General features: G+C 70.0%; 14 protein-coding genes. 10 read left to right on the top strand and 4 right to left on the bottom strand.

Going from position 1 to position 14,874, the window contains the following annotated elements; translation table 11 throughout:
• Positions 1–97: 97 nt before the first annotated feature.
• The 6 genes from LN251_RS29900 to LN251_RS29875 all read left to right on the top strand — a co-directional run bounded on the left by LN251_RS29900 (position 98) and on the right by LN251_RS29875 (position 7,149).
• The gene (locus tag LN251_RS29900; protein ID WP_458247292.1) at positions 98–553 is read left to right on the top strand and encodes a hypothetical protein; all 456 of its coding nucleotides are present in this window, start codon (positions 98–100) and stop codon (positions 551–553) included.
• A 96-nt stretch (positions 554–649) separates the two neighbouring features.
• Positions 650–2,248: a multicopper oxidase family protein gene (locus tag LN251_RS29895; RefSeq protein WP_458247291.1), complete on the top strand. Its 1,599-nt coding sequence runs from the start codon at positions 650–652 to the stop codon at positions 2,246–2,248.
• A 313-nt stretch (positions 2,249–2,561) separates the two neighbouring features.
• Positions 2,562–2,651: a K(+)-transporting ATPase subunit F gene (kdpF, locus tag LN251_RS29890; RefSeq protein ID WP_362997316.1), complete on the top strand. Its 90-nt coding sequence runs from the start codon at positions 2,562–2,564 to the stop codon at positions 2,649–2,651.
• A gap of 8 nt (positions 2,652–2,659) precedes the next feature.
• Positions 2,660–4,324 (top strand): potassium-transporting ATPase subunit KdpA, encoded by a 1,665-nt coding sequence (kdpA, locus tag LN251_RS29885; RefSeq protein WP_458247290.1) that lies wholly within the window; start codon positions 2,660–2,662, stop codon positions 4,322–4,324.
• A complete protein-coding gene (kdpB, locus tag LN251_RS29880) occupies positions 4,321–6,453 on the top strand; it encodes a potassium-transporting ATPase subunit KdpB (protein ID WP_458247289.1) in 2,133 nt (710 codons plus the stop codon). Before kdpA ends, kdpB begins: the two co-directional genes overlap by 4 nt.
• Before the next feature lie 24 nt (positions 6,454–6,477).
• Positions 6,478–7,149, top strand: a complete 672-nt coding sequence (locus LN251_RS29875) for a potassium-transporting ATPase subunit C (RefSeq protein ID WP_458247288.1) — start codon at positions 6,478–6,480, stop codon at positions 7,147–7,149.
• 90 nt (positions 7,150–7,239) lie between these two features.
• Here the strand turns inward: LN251_RS29875 and LN251_RS29870 are convergent, their stop codons facing one another.
• The 4 genes from LN251_RS29870 to LN251_RS29855 form a co-directional block, all read right to left on the bottom strand.
• Entirely contained in the window at positions 7,240–8,217 is a 978-nt protein-coding gene (locus LN251_RS29870; RefSeq protein ID WP_458247287.1) for an L-threonylcarbamoyladenylate synthase, read from the bottom strand.
• A 471-nt stretch (positions 8,218–8,688) separates the two neighbouring features.
• Positions 8,689–9,435 (bottom strand): beta-glucanase, encoded by a 747-nt coding sequence (locus tag LN251_RS29865; RefSeq protein ID WP_458247286.1) that lies wholly within the window; start codon positions 9,433–9,435, stop codon positions 8,689–8,691.
• Between the two features lie 198 nt (positions 9,436–9,633).
• On the bottom strand, positions 9,634–11,244 hold the full coding sequence (locus LN251_RS29860; RefSeq protein ID WP_458247285.1) for a sodium/solute symporter: 1,611 nt from the start codon (positions 11,242–11,244) through the stop codon (positions 9,634–9,636).
• A complete protein-coding gene (locus LN251_RS29855) occupies positions 11,241–11,672 on the bottom strand; it encodes a DUF485 domain-containing protein (RefSeq protein WP_458247284.1) in 432 nt (143 codons plus the stop codon). Before LN251_RS29855 ends, LN251_RS29860 begins: the two co-directional genes overlap by 4 nt.
• 839 nt (positions 11,673–12,511) lie before the next feature.
• Between LN251_RS29855 and LN251_RS29850 the strand changes: the two genes are divergently transcribed.
• The 4 genes from LN251_RS29850 (at position 12,512) to LN251_RS29835 (ending at position 14,807) form a co-directional block, all read left to right on the top strand.
• On the top strand, positions 12,512–12,850 hold the full coding sequence (locus LN251_RS29850; RefSeq protein WP_458247283.1) for a hypothetical protein: 339 nt from the start codon (positions 12,512–12,514) through the stop codon (positions 12,848–12,850).
• 84 nt (positions 12,851–12,934) lie between these two features.
• Positions 12,935–13,174: a hypothetical protein gene (locus tag LN251_RS29845; protein WP_458247282.1), complete on the top strand. Its 240-nt coding sequence runs from the start codon at positions 12,935–12,937 to the stop codon at positions 13,172–13,174.
• 159 nt (positions 13,175–13,333) lie between these two features.
• Positions 13,334–13,579, top strand: a complete 246-nt coding sequence (locus LN251_RS29840; protein ID WP_458247281.1) for a hypothetical protein — start codon at positions 13,334–13,336, stop codon at positions 13,577–13,579.
• A gap of 373 nt (positions 13,580–13,952) precedes the next feature.
• The gene (locus LN251_RS29835) at positions 13,953–14,807 is read left to right on the top strand and encodes an ANTAR domain-containing protein (RefSeq protein ID WP_458247280.1); all 855 of its coding nucleotides are present in this window, start codon (positions 13,953–13,955) and stop codon (positions 14,805–14,807) included.
• Positions 14,808–14,874: the final 67 nt, after the last annotated feature.

Below are 14,874 nucleotides of genomic sequence, written 5' to 3'. Positions count from 1 at the left end.
GCGGAGGGGCGGTGGGTGCGCAGTCGGATGCCCGGATGGACCACATACCCCGTCTGGGTATAGTGGGGGCCTGTCGGACGAAGCAGGGTGCGAAGCGATGGCGGCAGTCACGGATGAGCGGGCCCGCCCCAGCGGCGGCGCCGTCCGCTGCGCACGGGCGGTCGTCGTCGCGCTGCTCGCGGCACTCGCCGTGCTCGTCCATCACGACACGACGTCCATGGCCATGCCCGCTCGTGCCATGAGCGCGATGACCGGCATGGGCCACGCCTCCGCGCACGCGGACATGACGGCAACGACCACCTCCACCGAGGACGCCACAGTGCTCCGGACGGTGGACCTCCCCATGAACGGTGACGACGGGGCCTGTTCCGGTTCCGCGATGCAGCACTGTTCGGCCGGCGACATCGGTACGGCGAAGCTCGCACCCCCGGCCGCCGCCGTCATCGTCGGCCGGTCGCCCCTTCCCCCTGCCGCGTTCGCCGGGCACCGGTGGCCCGGCAGGTCACACCGTGCGCCCCCCGATCTCTCGCTCCTCTCCCGGCTGTTGATCTAGGCCGCTGTGCGCGAGCCGCCGCCTTCGCACGGACATGCGAGCGGCGCCGCCCACGCTCGGTCAGGCCAACGACACGTCGACAAGAGGACCTTCCCCATGAACAGCATCCACCGCCGCTCCGTCCTGCTGGCCGGACTCGGCGCCGCGGGCGCGGGCGCGCTCGCCGCGTGCAGCAGCGGCTCCGGCGGCTCCAACGGCGCCCCGTCTCTGGTCAGCCCCGACGACAAGGTGGTGGCCGCCACCGACAAGAAGCGCAGGAACACCGGCACGGTGCGGCAGGTGACCCTGACCGCCGCGTCGGCCGTGCTCGACCTCGGCGGCGGGGTGACGGCCAAGAGCTGGGCCTTCAGCGGCCGCACCCCGGGCAAGGAGATCCGGTTGTCGGCGGGGGACACGCTGGCCGCCGAACTCTCCAACCAACTGCCGGACCGGACCACCACCTCGATCCACTGGCACGGCATCGCTCTGCGCGCCGACATGGACGGCGTGCCCCCGGCCACCCAGACCGCCGTACGAGCAGGCAGCACCTTCACCTACCGCTTCATCGCCGACGCCCCCGGCACCTACTTCCTCCACCCGCACGTCGGCGTCCAGCTCGACCGCGGCCTCTACGCCCCACTGATCGTCGAGGACCCCAAAGAGCCGCTGTCGTACGACGACGAATGGGTGGTCGTCCTCGACGACTGGGCCGACGGTGTCACCGGTACCCCCGACCAGGTCTTCGCCGAACTCAGGCAGGGCATGGGGGGCATGGACATGGGCGGGATGGACATGAGCGGCGGAGGTACGGGCGGCGGAAGCATGGGCGGGATGAACTCCTCACCCTCACCCGCCTCCTCCTCCGGGGGCATGTCGATAAAGTTCATGCTCACAGGCGCCGAGAGCGAGCTGCTCGGCGGCGACGCCGGCGACGTCAGGTACCCGTACCACCTCGTCAACGGCCGCATCCCGGCCGATCCGGACAGCTACACCGGCAAGCCCGGCAAGCGCGTCCGGCTGCGCATCATCAACGCGGGCGGCGACACCGCGTACCGGGTGGCGCTCGGCGGCCACAAGCTGACCATCACCCACACCGACGGCTTCCCGGTCCAGCACCAGCAGGCCGACGCCCTGCTGGTCGGCATGGGGGAGCGCTACGACGTCCTGGTGACCCTCGCCGACGGGGTCTTCCCGTTGGTGGCGCTGGCGGAGGGCAAGGGCTCCGGCGGGATGGCGCTGGTGCGCACCGGCTCCGGCAGCGCGCCGAAGCCGACCGTGCGCCCTGCGGAGCTCAACGGCCTGATCATGACCGCCGCGCAGCTGAAGGCGGCGAACGATGTCCGGCTCGACTCGAAGAAGGTCGACCGAGTGCACCGCATCGAGCTGACCGGCGGAATGATGCACTACGACTGGGGCATCAACGGCAAGCGGTTCGACATGAACAACCCGACGGCGAACCCCATCCTGGTCGAGCAGGGCCAGCGCGTGCGGCTGGACTTCGTGAACACGACCACCATGTGGCACCCGATGCACCTGCACGGCCACACCTACCAACTGGGCACCGGCGGCCCGCGCAAGGACACCACCCTCGTGCTGCCCAAAAAGACGGTGTCGGTCCACTTCGACGCCGACAACCCCGGCCAGTGGATGCTGCACTGCCACAACGCGTACCACGGTGAGGCCGGGATGATGGCGCTCGTGGCCTACCAGGCCTGACGACGGATCCCCCCGGCCGGCACCGTCCTCGGGACACGGCCGGCCGGCGGGATTCATCCCGACTGTTCCAGCTCGCTGCCCCAGGTCGGGGCGGGTGTCGTAAGAGTCGCGTCAAAGGCGTGTAGGTCGGCGTATGAGCGCCGTCAACGGCGCTCGGATGCGGTCGGAGATGGGGTTTTCTCTATCCGTCCGATCCGCTCGCGGATACCCGCACCCCACTCCAGGAGTTCACGATGGCCGACCTGGCCTTCGTCCTCACCACGATCGCGTGCTTCACGCTGGTGGCTCTCGTCGCCAAGGGGGTGACGAAGCTGTGACCGCCGAGAACATCGTCGGCCTGGTCGCGGCCGTCGCCCTGCTGGGCTATCTCGTCCTCGCCCTGATCTTCCCGGAGAGGTTCTGAGGCACGACATGGGTCCCGTACCGGCCGGCTTCCTCCAACTGCTCGCCCTCATCGGCGCGCTGGCCCTCGCCCACATCCCGCTCGGCACCTACATGGCCAAGGTCTACTCCTCCGACAGGCATCTGCGGGCCGAGCGCTGGATCTACAAGGGCATCGGCGTCGACCCCGACATGCAGATGCGCTGGACCGCCTACCTGCGTGGCGTCCTCGCCTTCTCCGCGGTCGGCGTCCTCTTCCTCTACCTGCTGCAACGGCTGCAGGGCGGCCTGCCCGGCTCCCTCGGCTTCTCGTCGGTCGAACCCGCGCAGGCGTTCAACACCGCCGCGTCCTTCGTGACCAACACCAACTGGCAGTCGTACTACGGCGAGCAGACCATGGGGCACGTCGTGCAGACCGCCGGTCTGGCCGTGCAGAACTTCGTGTCGGCGGCCGTCGGCATCGCCGTCGCGGTGGCGTTGGTGCGCGGCTTCGCGCGCTCGCGCACCGGTGAACTGGGCAACTTCTGGGCCGACCTGGTGCGCGGCACGACACGGATCCTGGTGCCCGGCGCGGCGATCGCCGCGATCGTGCTGGTGGCATGCGGCGTCATCCAGAACTTCTCCGGCATCCACGAGGTCGGCCAGTTCATGGGCGGCTCCCAGCAGTGGAACGGCGGCGCGGTCGCCTCGCAGGAGGCGATCAAGGAGTTGGGTACCAACGGCGGCGGTTACTTCAACGCCAACTCCGCCCACCCGTTCGAGAATCCGACACCCTTCACCAACCTCTTCGAGATCTTCCTGCTGCTGGTGATCCCGTTCTCGTTGACCCGCACCTTCGGCGTGCTCGTCGGCTCGGTGAAGCAGGGCTACGCGATCCTCGCGACGATGGCCGGCATCTGGGTCGGCTTCGTCACCCTGATGATGGGGAGCGAGTTCGCCCACCACGGCCCGGCCCTGCAACTGGCGGGCGGGGCGATGGAGGGCAAGGAGGTGCGCTTCGGAGTCGGCTCCTCCTCGATCTTCGCGGTGTCCACGACGCTGACGTCGACCGGTGCGGTGGACTCCTTCCACTCGTCGTTCACCGGCCTCGGCGGCGGGATCGCCCTGCTCGGCATGATGCTGGGCGAGATCGCGCCCGGCGGCACCGGATCGGGCCTGTACGGCATGCTGATCATGGCCGTGATCGCGGTGTTCATCGCCGGTCTGATGGTCGGCCGTACGCCCGAGTACCTGGGCAAGAAGATCGGCTCGCGCGAGATCAAGCTGGCAGCCTGCTACATCCTCGTCACACCGGCGCTGGTGCTGGTCTTCACCGCGGCGTCGATGGCCCTGCCGACACCCCCGCACTCGATGCTGAACTCCGGTGCGCACGGCTTCTCCGAGGTGCTGTACGCCTTCACCTCGGCGTCCAACAACAACGGCTCGGCCTTCGCCGGCCTGAACGCCAATACCGACTGGTACAACACGATGACAGGGCTGGCCATGATCCTCGGCCGCTTCCTTCCCATGGTGTTCGTGCTGGCCCTGGCCGGGTCCCTCGGCGAGCAGCGGCCGGTCCCGGTCACCGCGGGCACCCTGCGCACCGAGAAGCCGTTGTTCGCCGGCCTGCTGGTGGGAGCGATCCTGATCGTCACCGGTCTGACGTACTTCCCGGCGCTGGCGCTGGGTCCGCTGGCCGAGGGGCTGGCGTCATGACCACCCGTACCGAGAACCAAGAGGGCTCGATGTCCACAGTCACACCGACCCGGGCGCCGCACAGTGACCTACCCACCGGGCACAAGCCCGCCGAAGGACGCGTCGGCGCCGGCCTCTTCGATCCCCGGCAGCTGGTCAGATCGCTGCCGGACGCCCTGCGCAAGCTCGACCCGCGGGTGATGGTCAAGTCCCCCGTGATGTTCGTCGTGTGGATCGGCTCCGTGCTGACCACGGTCTTCTCCTTCACGAACCCGGGGGACTGGTTCGGGTGGGCGATCAGCGCCTGGCTGTGGCTGACCGTCGTCTTCGCCAACCTCGCCGAAGCCGTCGCTGAGGGCCGCGGCAAGGCCCAGGCCGACACCCTGCGGAAGGCCAAGACCGACACGGTCGCGCGCCGACTGCTCACGGACGGCACCGAGGAGCAGGTCCCGGGCACCGCCCTGACCGTCGGAGACCTCGTGGTCTGCGAGGCCGGCGACGTCATTCCCGGCGACGGTGACGTGGTCGAGGGGGTGGCGTCGGTCGACGAGTCGGCGATCACAGGGGAGTCGGCGCCGGTCATCCGGGAGTCCGGCGGCGACCGCTCGGCGGTCACCGGCGGGACGAAGGTCCTGTCCGACCGCATCGTCATCAGGATCACGACCAGGTCGGGCGAGACCTTCATCGACCGGATGATCAACCTGGTCGAAGGCGCCGCCCGGCAGAAGACGCCCAACGAGATCGCGCTGAACATCCTGCTCGCCTCGCTGACGATCGTCTTCCTCCTCGCCGTGGCGACCCTGCCGCCGTTCGCCGACTACGCCGGCACCGACCTCTCCATGGTCGTGCTGGTGGCGCTCCTGGTCTGCCTGATACCGACGACGATCGGCGCGCTGCTGTCCGCGATCGGCATCGCGGGCATGGACCGGCTGGTCCAGCGCAACGTCCTGGCGATGTCCGGCCGGGCGGTCGAGGCAGCCGGTGACGTCTCCACCCTGCTGCTCGACAAGACCGGCACCATCACCCTCGGCAATCGACGGGCGTCTGCGTTCGTGCCCGTCCCGGGCACCACCGAGGCCGAGGTCGCCGACGCCGCCCAGCTGTCCTCGCTGGCCGACGAGACACCCGAGGGGCGCTCCGTCGTCGTACTGGCGAAGGAGGAGTACGGACTGCGCGAGCGCCACCAGGGTGAGCTGGCGCATGCCGAGTGGATCGAGTTCACCGCGCAGACCCGTATGTCGGGCGTGGACGTGGACGGGCGAAGGATCCGCAAGGGCGCGGCCGCTTCGGTCATCGCCTGGGTCGAGGAGCACGGCGGAACCGTCGCGACGGACGCCCGCACGCTGTCCGACCGGATCTCCGAGGCGGGCGGCACCCCGTTGCTCGTCGCGGTCGAGGACGACCGGGGCGCCCGCGTCCTGGGCGTCATCCACCTCAAGGACGTCGTCAAGGACGGCATGCGGGAGCGGTTCGAGGAGCTGCGCCGCATGGGCATCAGGACCGTCATGATCACGGGTGACAACCCGCTGACGGCCCGGGCGATCGCCGAGGAGGCGGGCGTCGACGACTTCCTCGCGGAGGCCACCCCGGAGGACAAGATGGCCCTCATCAAGCGGGAGCAGGCCGGCGGCAAGCTGGTCGCGATGACCGGTGACGGCACCAACGACGCCCCGGCCCTCGCCCAGGCGGACGTCGGCGTGGCGATGAACACCGGAACGTCGGCCGCCAAGGAGGCCGGCAACATGGTCGACCTCGACTCCAACCCGACCAAGCTGATCGAGATCGTCGAGATCGGCAAGCAACTCCTCATCACCCGCGGGGCGTTGACGACGTTCTCCATCGCCAACGACGTCGCGAAGTACTTCGCGATCATCCCGGCGCTGTTCGCGGCCGTCTATCCGGGCCTGGACAGGCTCAACATCATGGGCCTGTCCTCGCCGAACTCCGCGATCCTGTCCGCGGTCGTCTTCAACGCGCTGATCATCATCGCGCTCGTCCCCCTGTCCCTGAAGGGTGTGCAGTACCGGCCGGTCAGCGCCGACAAGATGCTGCGCCGCAACCTGACCGTCTACGGCCTGGGCGGTCTGATCGCCCCGTTCATCGGCATCAAGCTCATCGACCTGCTCATCTCCCTCATTCCCGGGCTGTAGTTTCTGGAAAGCGTGCTGATCGCCATGAACAACTCCGTGACCCACACCGCCCAGTTGCTCGCGGCGGGCCTGCGCGCCCTGCTCGTGCTGACCTTGGTGACCGGCGTCATCTACCCCTTGATCGTCACCGGCATCGCCCAGGCGCTGTTCCACGGCAAGGCCAACGGCTCCGCGATCACGGCGGACGGCAAGGTCGTCGGCTCCTCCCTGATCGGGCAGTCGTACAACCTGTCGCCGAAGAAGGGCCGGCCCACCCCCGAGCCCGACCTGAAGTGGTTCCAGGGCCGTCCGGCCAACGGGCTGGGCAGCAACAGCATCAACACCCGCTACCAGCTGATCCTGTCCGGCGCCACCAACCTCTCCGCCGACAACAAGGACCTGATCCAGCAGGTCAAGGCCGCCAAGACCGCCGTCGTCAAGGACAACTCGGTGCCCGGCTGCACCGTCAGGCCGTCCGAGGTCCCCGCCGACGCGGTCACGTCCTCCGCCTCCGGCCTGGACCCGGACATCTCCCCGCAGTACGCGCGGATCCAGGTCCACCGGATCGCCGAGCGGAACGGCCTGTCGGTCTCCGAGGTCGGCAAGCTGGTCGAGGACCACACCCAGGGCCGTACGCTCGGCTTCATGGGCGAGCCCCGGGTGAACGTCCTCGAACTCAACATCGCGCTCAGGACACTCGTGGCCAAGACGAGCTGAGGCGTCCCCCGACGATCCGCACTGCAGCCGGCGACCGCGACGCGGTCCCGGCTCTGCCGCCTTCGCGGGGTGTCGACGCGGGGGCTGGTCTCAAACGCCGATGCGGGGGCCCGCAGCGCGGCGGAGGCGGTTGGCGATCGCCAAGCCCAGACCTTCCTCCACGGGCAAGGAGGCCACGATCAGGTCGCAGCCCTGTCGGTCGAGGTCGCGCAGGAACCCGAACAGGTTGTGCGCGTAGGCGGTCATCGAGTCGGGTACCGGGACCACGGCGTGGGCCTTGAGCGCGGCATCGGCGTAGGAGGAGGGAAGGAAGACACCCACCTGGTGCCCCAGTGCCTGCGCGCGCTCGGCCTCGGCGACGACGCTGTCGGGATCGACGAGGACGACTCGCGCGCGCGGCGCGTAGTGGGACGGATGCTGGCCCGGCACGCGGATGTCACTGGTCGTGGGGACCGCGAGTGGATGTCCCAGTACCGCTTCCAGGTCCTCGCGCGTGACCCCGCCGGGCCGCAGGATGGTGGGCACCTCTCCCGTGGCGTCGACGATGGTCGACTCGACGCCGACCTCGCAGGGGCCGCCGTCGAGCACGCAGTCGACCGCGTCGCCGAGCTCGGCCCGGACATCGTCCGCCGTGGTGGGGCTGACAGAGCCGAAGCGATTGGCGGACGGGGCGGTGACGCCGCCGCCGAAGGCCGACAGCAGAGCGAGGGCGGTGGGGTGGGCGGGCACGCGTACGGCCACCGTCTCCAGGCCGCCGGTCGCCTCCAGGGGCACGCGGGGACCGCGGCGCAGGACCAGGGTGAGCGGTCCCGGCCAGAAGTGCTCAGCCAGCAGGCGAGCCGTTTCCGGTACGTCCTCGGCCCAGTCGCCGAGCTGCTCCGCGCTGCCGATGTGGACGATCAGCGGGTGGGACGGCGGACGTCCTTTGACCTGGAAGATGCGCGCGACGGCGGCGGGGTCCTCGGCGTTGGCACCCAGGCCGTAGACGGTTTCGGTCGGAAGGCCCACCAGGCCGCCGGCGCGCAGCACGCCGGCTGCCTTGTCGATATCACTGAAGCTTGCCGTCACGCTCGTCATTCTAGGTGCGGCCAGGACCGACGCCGTCCATGATCGATCTCGGGCGGGGTGTTGACGAGGAGTTCTCGGTGGAGGCAAGTCGGGGCCGGTGACCCAGGTCACGGCTTTCGCCGGGGGCGCAGGTCCCCGGCCCTTTGAGGTCTCCCGCGAAGCGGTACCGCCGCGGGGCAGAGCCGAGTGGTGGCGCTTCGGTGCGAGGGGCCGGTGTCACATGTGCGGCTGCGCAGAAGTGATCACGAGGTGGAGGAGGACGGTCCAGGCGCATGCCGCGGTCGCGGCGACGCGCAGTCTGCGGCGGCGCGTGGGCGTGATCGGGACCTGGTCCTACGGGGAGCGCGACCGGAACCGGGGCTTGTTCCGGCACGGCCTCGGGCCTCGCGGATGTCCCCGAGGCCGGCGGCCGCGGCGTGGGTCGGCTCTCGGGCCGGCCGGTGCGCGCATGGCATCGTAGGGCGCGGTCAGCTATGCGGGTTCGGGACTGATGGTGGACCAAGGGCCGGTCTCCGCCGCCGGTTCGCTGCGGGTGGCCGGGACGGTCGGGTGCGGCACCGAGGGTGCCGACGGACGGTGCACGGTCAGGGTTTCGACGCGGTAGGACAGTTCGGTGGCCTCGGGGTCGGGGGGCGGGTGGTACCGGCCCGCGCACACGGAGAGGTTGACGATCAGGTAGGCGCGCCAGTGCGATCCGACACCCCGCCCATCGGCGAAGACCTGCGTTCCGCCGAGGGACCACACCACGTCGCGGTGGCCGAACGTGACCTCCAGGTCGACGGTCGCGCCGGGGCGCACCGACGGGTGCCGGAGATAACGGTGGCCTTGGCGCACGTGGTTGGAGAGTTCCAGGAGGTCCGGGTTGTCGGGGTGGTACTCGAAGACGTCGACCTCGTTGCCGCCGTCCCGCCAGGTCCAGATCGCGGGCCACGCACCCAACCCGGTGGGCAGGCGGACCCTCGTTCTGAGCTGGTCGCCGGTGCGGACGGTGAAGCCTTCCTGGCTCCCTTCGGTGGTGAGCAGACCGGCGTTCCACCAGCCGTCCGTTCGGCGTGTGGCGCGGAACGTGCCAGTACGGGAGTAGGCGGGGTCCGGGGTGAGGTAGTCCAGTTTGTTGTCGCCCGGGTTGGTCGGGCCGCCGTCGGGATAGGCCCACGAACGGCCCGCGACCCACTGGCGTTCGGAGGTGAAATCGGCTGAGAAGACGACATCGCTCACGTGCGTGCTCCGTGGTGGCCGAATACCGCGTAGGGATCGGCCGAGTGCTGCCCGCGCGGAACCTCGGCCATGCGGCGGCCGCCGCACCACGCTCCCCTTTCGTTCTCCCGGGTGAGCGACGTGCGTCGTGCGGTCGAACGCCCGGATGAGATGCGAATGCAGGCGCCCTTCGTCGCGATGCGCGAGCGAGGTGTCGCCTCATGCGCTCCCGCGCCCTGACGGCCCGGCCAGCAGGAGATGTTCCATGGCCTCGTAGCGGTCTCCTTCTCGTGCGGCCGTCCGTCTGCGCGTCAGTACGGTGCCCAGTACGCCGCACAGGAAGCCCGCCGGTACCGAGACCAGGGCCGTGGTGGTGAAGGGGAACCAGTTGAAGTCGGCGTCGGGGAAGGCCGATTGCGGGGTGCCGGAGACGAGATTGGTGCCGGTGATGAGGACCAGGACGCTCAGCGTGCCGCCGATGAGGGTGCACAGCAGCCCGGTGCGCGTGTAGCGGCGCCAGAAGAGGCTGTAGACGAGCGCGGGGGCGATCGCCGAGGCCCCCAGGCAGAAGGACAGGATGGCGAGCGGCTGGAGGCTGCGGTGCTGGGCCACCACGGCGAGCAGGATCACCGGCAGGCCGACGGCGAGTGCGGCCAGCCGCGCCAGGGCCGTCTCCCGCTGCGGCCCCAGGGGGCGGCGCGTGGCGGCGACGTCGTGGGCCAGGGAGTTGGCGCAGGCGAGCGTCATGCTGGAGACGGAGGCCAGCAGCGTCAGGAAGATCGCCGTGGTGACCGTGGTGAACAAAAGGCTCTCCGCGTGGGACAGCCGCATCCCGAACGCCGCCCGGGCGCCGAGCAGGTAGGCGGTGTTGCCGCGCGCGTCCGCGGCGGTGACGCCGGTCCGCCCGATGAGGGCCGTGGCACCGACCGCGATGACGACCACGACGGCCATGAACAGGGCCACGGTGGAGACCGCCCAGCTCATCGCGCGCCGCACCTGGCGTGCACTGCCGGCGCTGTACATGCGCATGGTGACGTGCGGCAGACAGGCGCCGCCGAGCACGATGGCGCACTGGGTGCTGACCATGTCGAGGTCGCTGTGCGGGCCGTTGGCGAACTGCAGGCCGGAGCGCAGGTAGGCGTCACCGGCTCCGCTGCGCCGCGCGGCTGTGCGGAAGAGGCTCTGGGGGTTCCACCCGAAGGTGTGCAGGATGAGCCCGGCGACGATCAGCCCGGAACCGAGCAGCATCACCGTCTTGAGGATCTGGATCAGCGCCGTGCCCCGCATGCCCCCGAGGGCCGCATACGTGATCATCAGGCCGCCTGCTCCGATGACACAGCCGGTCCGCATCGCGCTGTCGGTGAAGCCGAGCACATACGCCAGCAGTTGGCCCACTCCGGCGAGTTGCACGACCATCATCGGCACCAGCGATGCCAGGGTGACCACACACGCAGTGATGCGCACGGCGCGCCCCGACAGCCGTCGGCCCAGTGCGTCGCCCATGGTGAACCGGCCGGTGTGATGCAGGGGTTCGGCCAGCAGGACCATCAGCAACAGCAGCGAAAGCAAGGTGCTCAGGGCCAGTACGACACCGTCGTACCCGCAGAGGGCGATGACGCCGCCGATGGTGAGCACGGTGGCCGCGGAGATGTAGTCACCGGCGATGGCCAGTCCGTTGCGCAGGGGCGACAGGGAACGGTAGCCGGTGTAGAACTCGGCGAGGTCGTCGCGGTCCGGGCCGGTCAGCACGCACAGCAGAAGGGTGAGGGTGACGACCGTGCAGAACGCGACGAGCGACCAGGACTGGGCGGTGCCGGAGAAGTCGGTCACGGCCGCCCCTCCCCGTCGTCGGCGCCGCATGCGTACCGGCGCACGCGCCGGGCAAGGGGGTCGACGTACCGGCGTGCGGTGAACTCGTAGAGGAGCACCGCCAGCCAGGTCACGGGGAGTTGGGCGAGGGCCAGCAGAAGGCCGGTGGGCAGCCCGCCGGGTGCGGGGCGGGTCATGAGGGAGGGGAACTGGACGGTCAGGGTGAGGAAGACGGCGAAGTAGCCCAGTGCGGCCAGCGTCGCCACGCGGCGCAGGTGTCGGCTCGCCCGCCGCAGCAACCGCAGATCGCGGTGGGGACCTGTCCATGAACGGACGCGAGTCGGGACCCGCACCTCGCTCGCGCGACGCGACTGCGGGGCCGGGCCGGGGAAGGCGTGGCGGGCGGGCCGGTGCTGCGCCGGATATAACTCGGAGCTGTCGGAGGACATCCCAAGATCTCCTGGTGGTCTGGGCCCAAGAGGTGCGGACCGCGGTGTGTGGGGGAGCGGTTCGGGATACCGCACGTTATGCGGCCTGCGGGCCGTGCGCAGTGGCTTCCGGTGAACTGCCTGGTGGCGCCCAGTTCCCGCGTTGACCTCGGGTGTTGCGGGTGTGGCGAGTGTGGCGAAGGTGCTCGGCCGGGTGCAGCGACGGCGACGCGTACGGCTCCGTCCCGGGGGTGCGCCACGGACCGGCAGCGTGATCGTCGTCAGGCGCCGCCGGGGAGACGGACGCGGGATTCACCTGTGCGGCCCAGTGTGGGTGCGCGCGGGCGGGGCAGTCGATGGTCACCTCCGGCAGGTGATCCTCCTCTTGCCTTCCGGGGGATGCAGGCGCGGATGCCGCAGCCATCCCCGAGTCGGCTGCGGCATCTCGCGCTTTTCCAGTGCCGGGATGCTCGCGTGGAGAGGGTGCGGCGGAGCTCGCGCGGAGGTGCCTTGACCCGGCCTGAGCGCGCGGTAATCGCGTGTCGACCTGCTTCCGTGGCTTTCTGCCGGACTTGGCTGGAGTGCACGGAGCAGCACTGCGAAGCCCTCCCCGATGGCGATGAGGATGCCGACTGATCGCGACGAATTGTTTCTGCCGAGCAACAGTTGGCATATAAACTTGTCAGGGTCTCGGCAAGGCCTTTCATCGGGCGGGGACCGGTCTTCACCTGGCACGCACAACTTGGGGGGCGTCAGTGGCCTGGTTCTCGAAGCGAAGACGGGACGAGCCTGCCTGCGACGCCCGAGACACCCCCGTGGCCTTCGCGCTGAGTCAGACGGACTTCAGGACTCTCGTCCGCGTGGTCGAACATGCCAGAGAGCGGATGGAGGCCACCGGCGGCAGTGATGCCGACACCATCCGCAACGCCAGCGGGGCTGAACTCCTGCCGGTGCTCTATCCCCGCGTAGGGACCGCGGTCGCTCGCGGTCACGGTGTCGCGATGCTGGTGTCCGAGATCCGGCATGTGGAGGCTGCCGTCATCAACCTGGAGTCCTACGGGGGCCACGAGACCGTCCTCGCGGAGGGCTACGCCCTCTTGAAACGGCTTGCCACGCTCAAGGAACAGGCCGCGGCGGCGGAGACGGTCGACGGCATCCTCACCCTGCCGCCACCCACACCCCACGCCCCTTGCGGCTGACTCGCCGACTGGCTGAAACGCGATGCCACATGGCTGTTGCATATCGGCCGCATTGTCACGGAACGTCTGCGAGGCGGTGGGCGCATGGTCACGGACGGCAACCAGGCCGGACCGGTACCGGTTGAAGACGTCATGAACGAGCACCCCCAGCACGATGAGTACGTTTCCGGTGTCCGCGCCGAACAGTTCCTGCCGTCCGTCCATGACGACAGCTGTCATGCGGGCACCGGTGTGGAGTGCGCCTGGTGTGCCCAGATGCAGGCCGCTGAGGAGGCGGCTGTGCGTGCGGGGCGACAGGACAAGCCCACCTTCCAATGGCCGTGACGCAGGTGTCGCGGCTTTGTCGCCGTCCGCGCATCGGCGGATATGACAAACACCGGATTGCATCCTCTGCGTGATTAGGTCCGCAGATCGCAACTGACAGCCCAACGAATCGCCTCTCCCACATCGACAACCACACCACCTGTGAGCAAGGAGCGCGGCATGACCCTGACGACCCACTCGGTGATCAGCTCTCTCCACACCGACGACCACCTGCTGCCGCCTCCCAACCCCGCGCACCGGCTGCCCCGCCACATCGAGCCGCGTGATCTGCGCCGTCTGGAGCTGCACGCGGTGCTCACCGCGGCCGGCATCGCCCCGCTTCCCGGCGACTGCGAGGCCATCGACCAGATCAGTGCGCTGCCCGCCGAGGTGCATCAGGCCCTGCACCGGTGGCTGACCGCGTAGGCGACCGGGGGACCGACCGGTGGGGTGACGACGCCCCGCGGTGCGGCGGAGTTGGCGGAGACCGGCCGCCATACAGCGGCAGATGGACGCAGAGGCGGGGCCGCTCGGCCCCGCCCGCTCCACGCTCGGCCCCGCCCGCTCCACGCTCGGGCCCACCGCTCCGCGCGCCCGTGCGGAAGGCCGGCCGAGTGCGTCCCGCCGCCCTGGATGCCTGGTCAGCTGCCTGCGGCCACCCCTGTCTGGAAGCGGTGGTGCGGGGCATGCATACAGTGGGGGCGGGTGTTTCGTCCGGAAGCACCCGCATGATGCGCTCGTGCGCGCAGCACCATCGTGTGACGCCGCACGGTCGCCGCGAAGGTCTGGAGGCCCGACCGTGACCGACACCCCCAGCATGCCCGTCGCGCCGTCGGGCGGGGAGCGCCCCGTCACCGGGGACGCCGTACGGGACGCCGAGGAGGACGTCGTCGGGCAGCGGAACCGGCGGCTGGCGCACGCCGGTGTCGCACGGGCCGAGGAACTGCTCATGTCGCGTTACGGGATCTCGTCCCGCCAGGAGGCCTTCGATCTGCTACGGCGCACGTCTCAGCGGTTCAACATCAAGCTCCACGTTCTCGCGGACGTCGCGGTGCGCCTTCCCGCCCCCCAGATGCAGGCTCCCCACTGGGCGCCGAGCCGTCCGCGCAGGCCTGAGCCGCCGGTGCCCGCGCTGCGGGCGAGCGGACCGGCGCGGTCCGGCTACGGTGCGCTCCTCAAGGCCGCCCTGGAACGGACGCTGCACCTCACGGGTGCCGAGATGGGGAACGTACAGGTGGTGGAGAGCGGGGTGCTGCGTATGGAACGGCACACCGGCCTGGACCGCTCCTTCACCGACTACTTCGCTTTCGTGGCCTCTTCGACGACCTCCTGCGCGCAGGCCGCCGAAGAGGTCCGGCAGGTCACCGTCAAGGACGTCGGGGCCTCCGACATCTTCGACGAAAGCTCCCGGCAGACGATCCTGGACGCCGGTAGTCAGGCCTGCCACAGCGTGCCGCTGCTCGGTCCGAACGGCGCCGTGAGGGGCATGATCTCCTCCCATCACGCACGGCCGTTGAACGATCTGTCGCCCGACCGCCTCGGCGCGCTGCACGAACTGGGCAGACAGGTCGGCCTTTGGCTGTCGTGGCACCGCGGCACCGTCGTCCCCTCCGCGCTCGACCACCTCCACCGGACCGTCACCGGCAGGCGCTGACGGTCCGCTGCCTGCGGCGCGTTGGGGTACCCGACGACACCTGCGCCCTGCGGCTACGGCCCCGACG

The organism is Streptomyces sp. MAI_2237, from assembly GCF_054189285.1.
This window is presented reverse-complemented; position numbering and strand designations above follow the sequence as displayed.

Excerpts from the sequence above, each read along its gene's own strand:
- LN251_RS29845 (WP_458247282.1), top strand. The coding sequence starts at position 12,935 with ATGGTCACGGACGGCAACCAGGCCGGACCGGTACCGGTTGAAGACGTC.
- kdpB (WP_458247289.1), top strand. The coding sequence starts at position 4,321 with ATGACCACCCGTACCGAGAACCAAGAGGGCTCGATGTCCACAGTCACA.
- LN251_RS29840 (WP_458247281.1), top strand. The coding sequence starts at position 13,334 with ATGACCCTGACGACCCACTCGGTGATCAGCTCTCTCCACACCGACGAC.
- LN251_RS29855 (WP_458247284.1), bottom strand. The coding sequence starts at position 11,672 with ATGTCCTCCGACAGCTCCGAGTTATATCCGGCGCAGCACCGGCCCGCC.
- kdpA (WP_458247290.1), top strand. The coding sequence starts at position 2,660 with ATGGGTCCCGTACCGGCCGGCTTCCTCCAACTGCTCGCCCTCATCGGC.
- LN251_RS29900 (WP_458247292.1), top strand. The coding sequence starts at position 98 with ATGGCGGCAGTCACGGATGAGCGGGCCCGCCCCAGCGGCGGCGCCGTC.
- LN251_RS29875 (WP_458247288.1), top strand. The coding sequence starts at position 6,478 with ATGAACAACTCCGTGACCCACACCGCCCAGTTGCTCGCGGCGGGCCTG.
- LN251_RS29895 (WP_458247291.1), top strand. The coding sequence starts at position 650 with ATGAACAGCATCCACCGCCGCTCCGTCCTGCTGGCCGGACTCGGCGCC.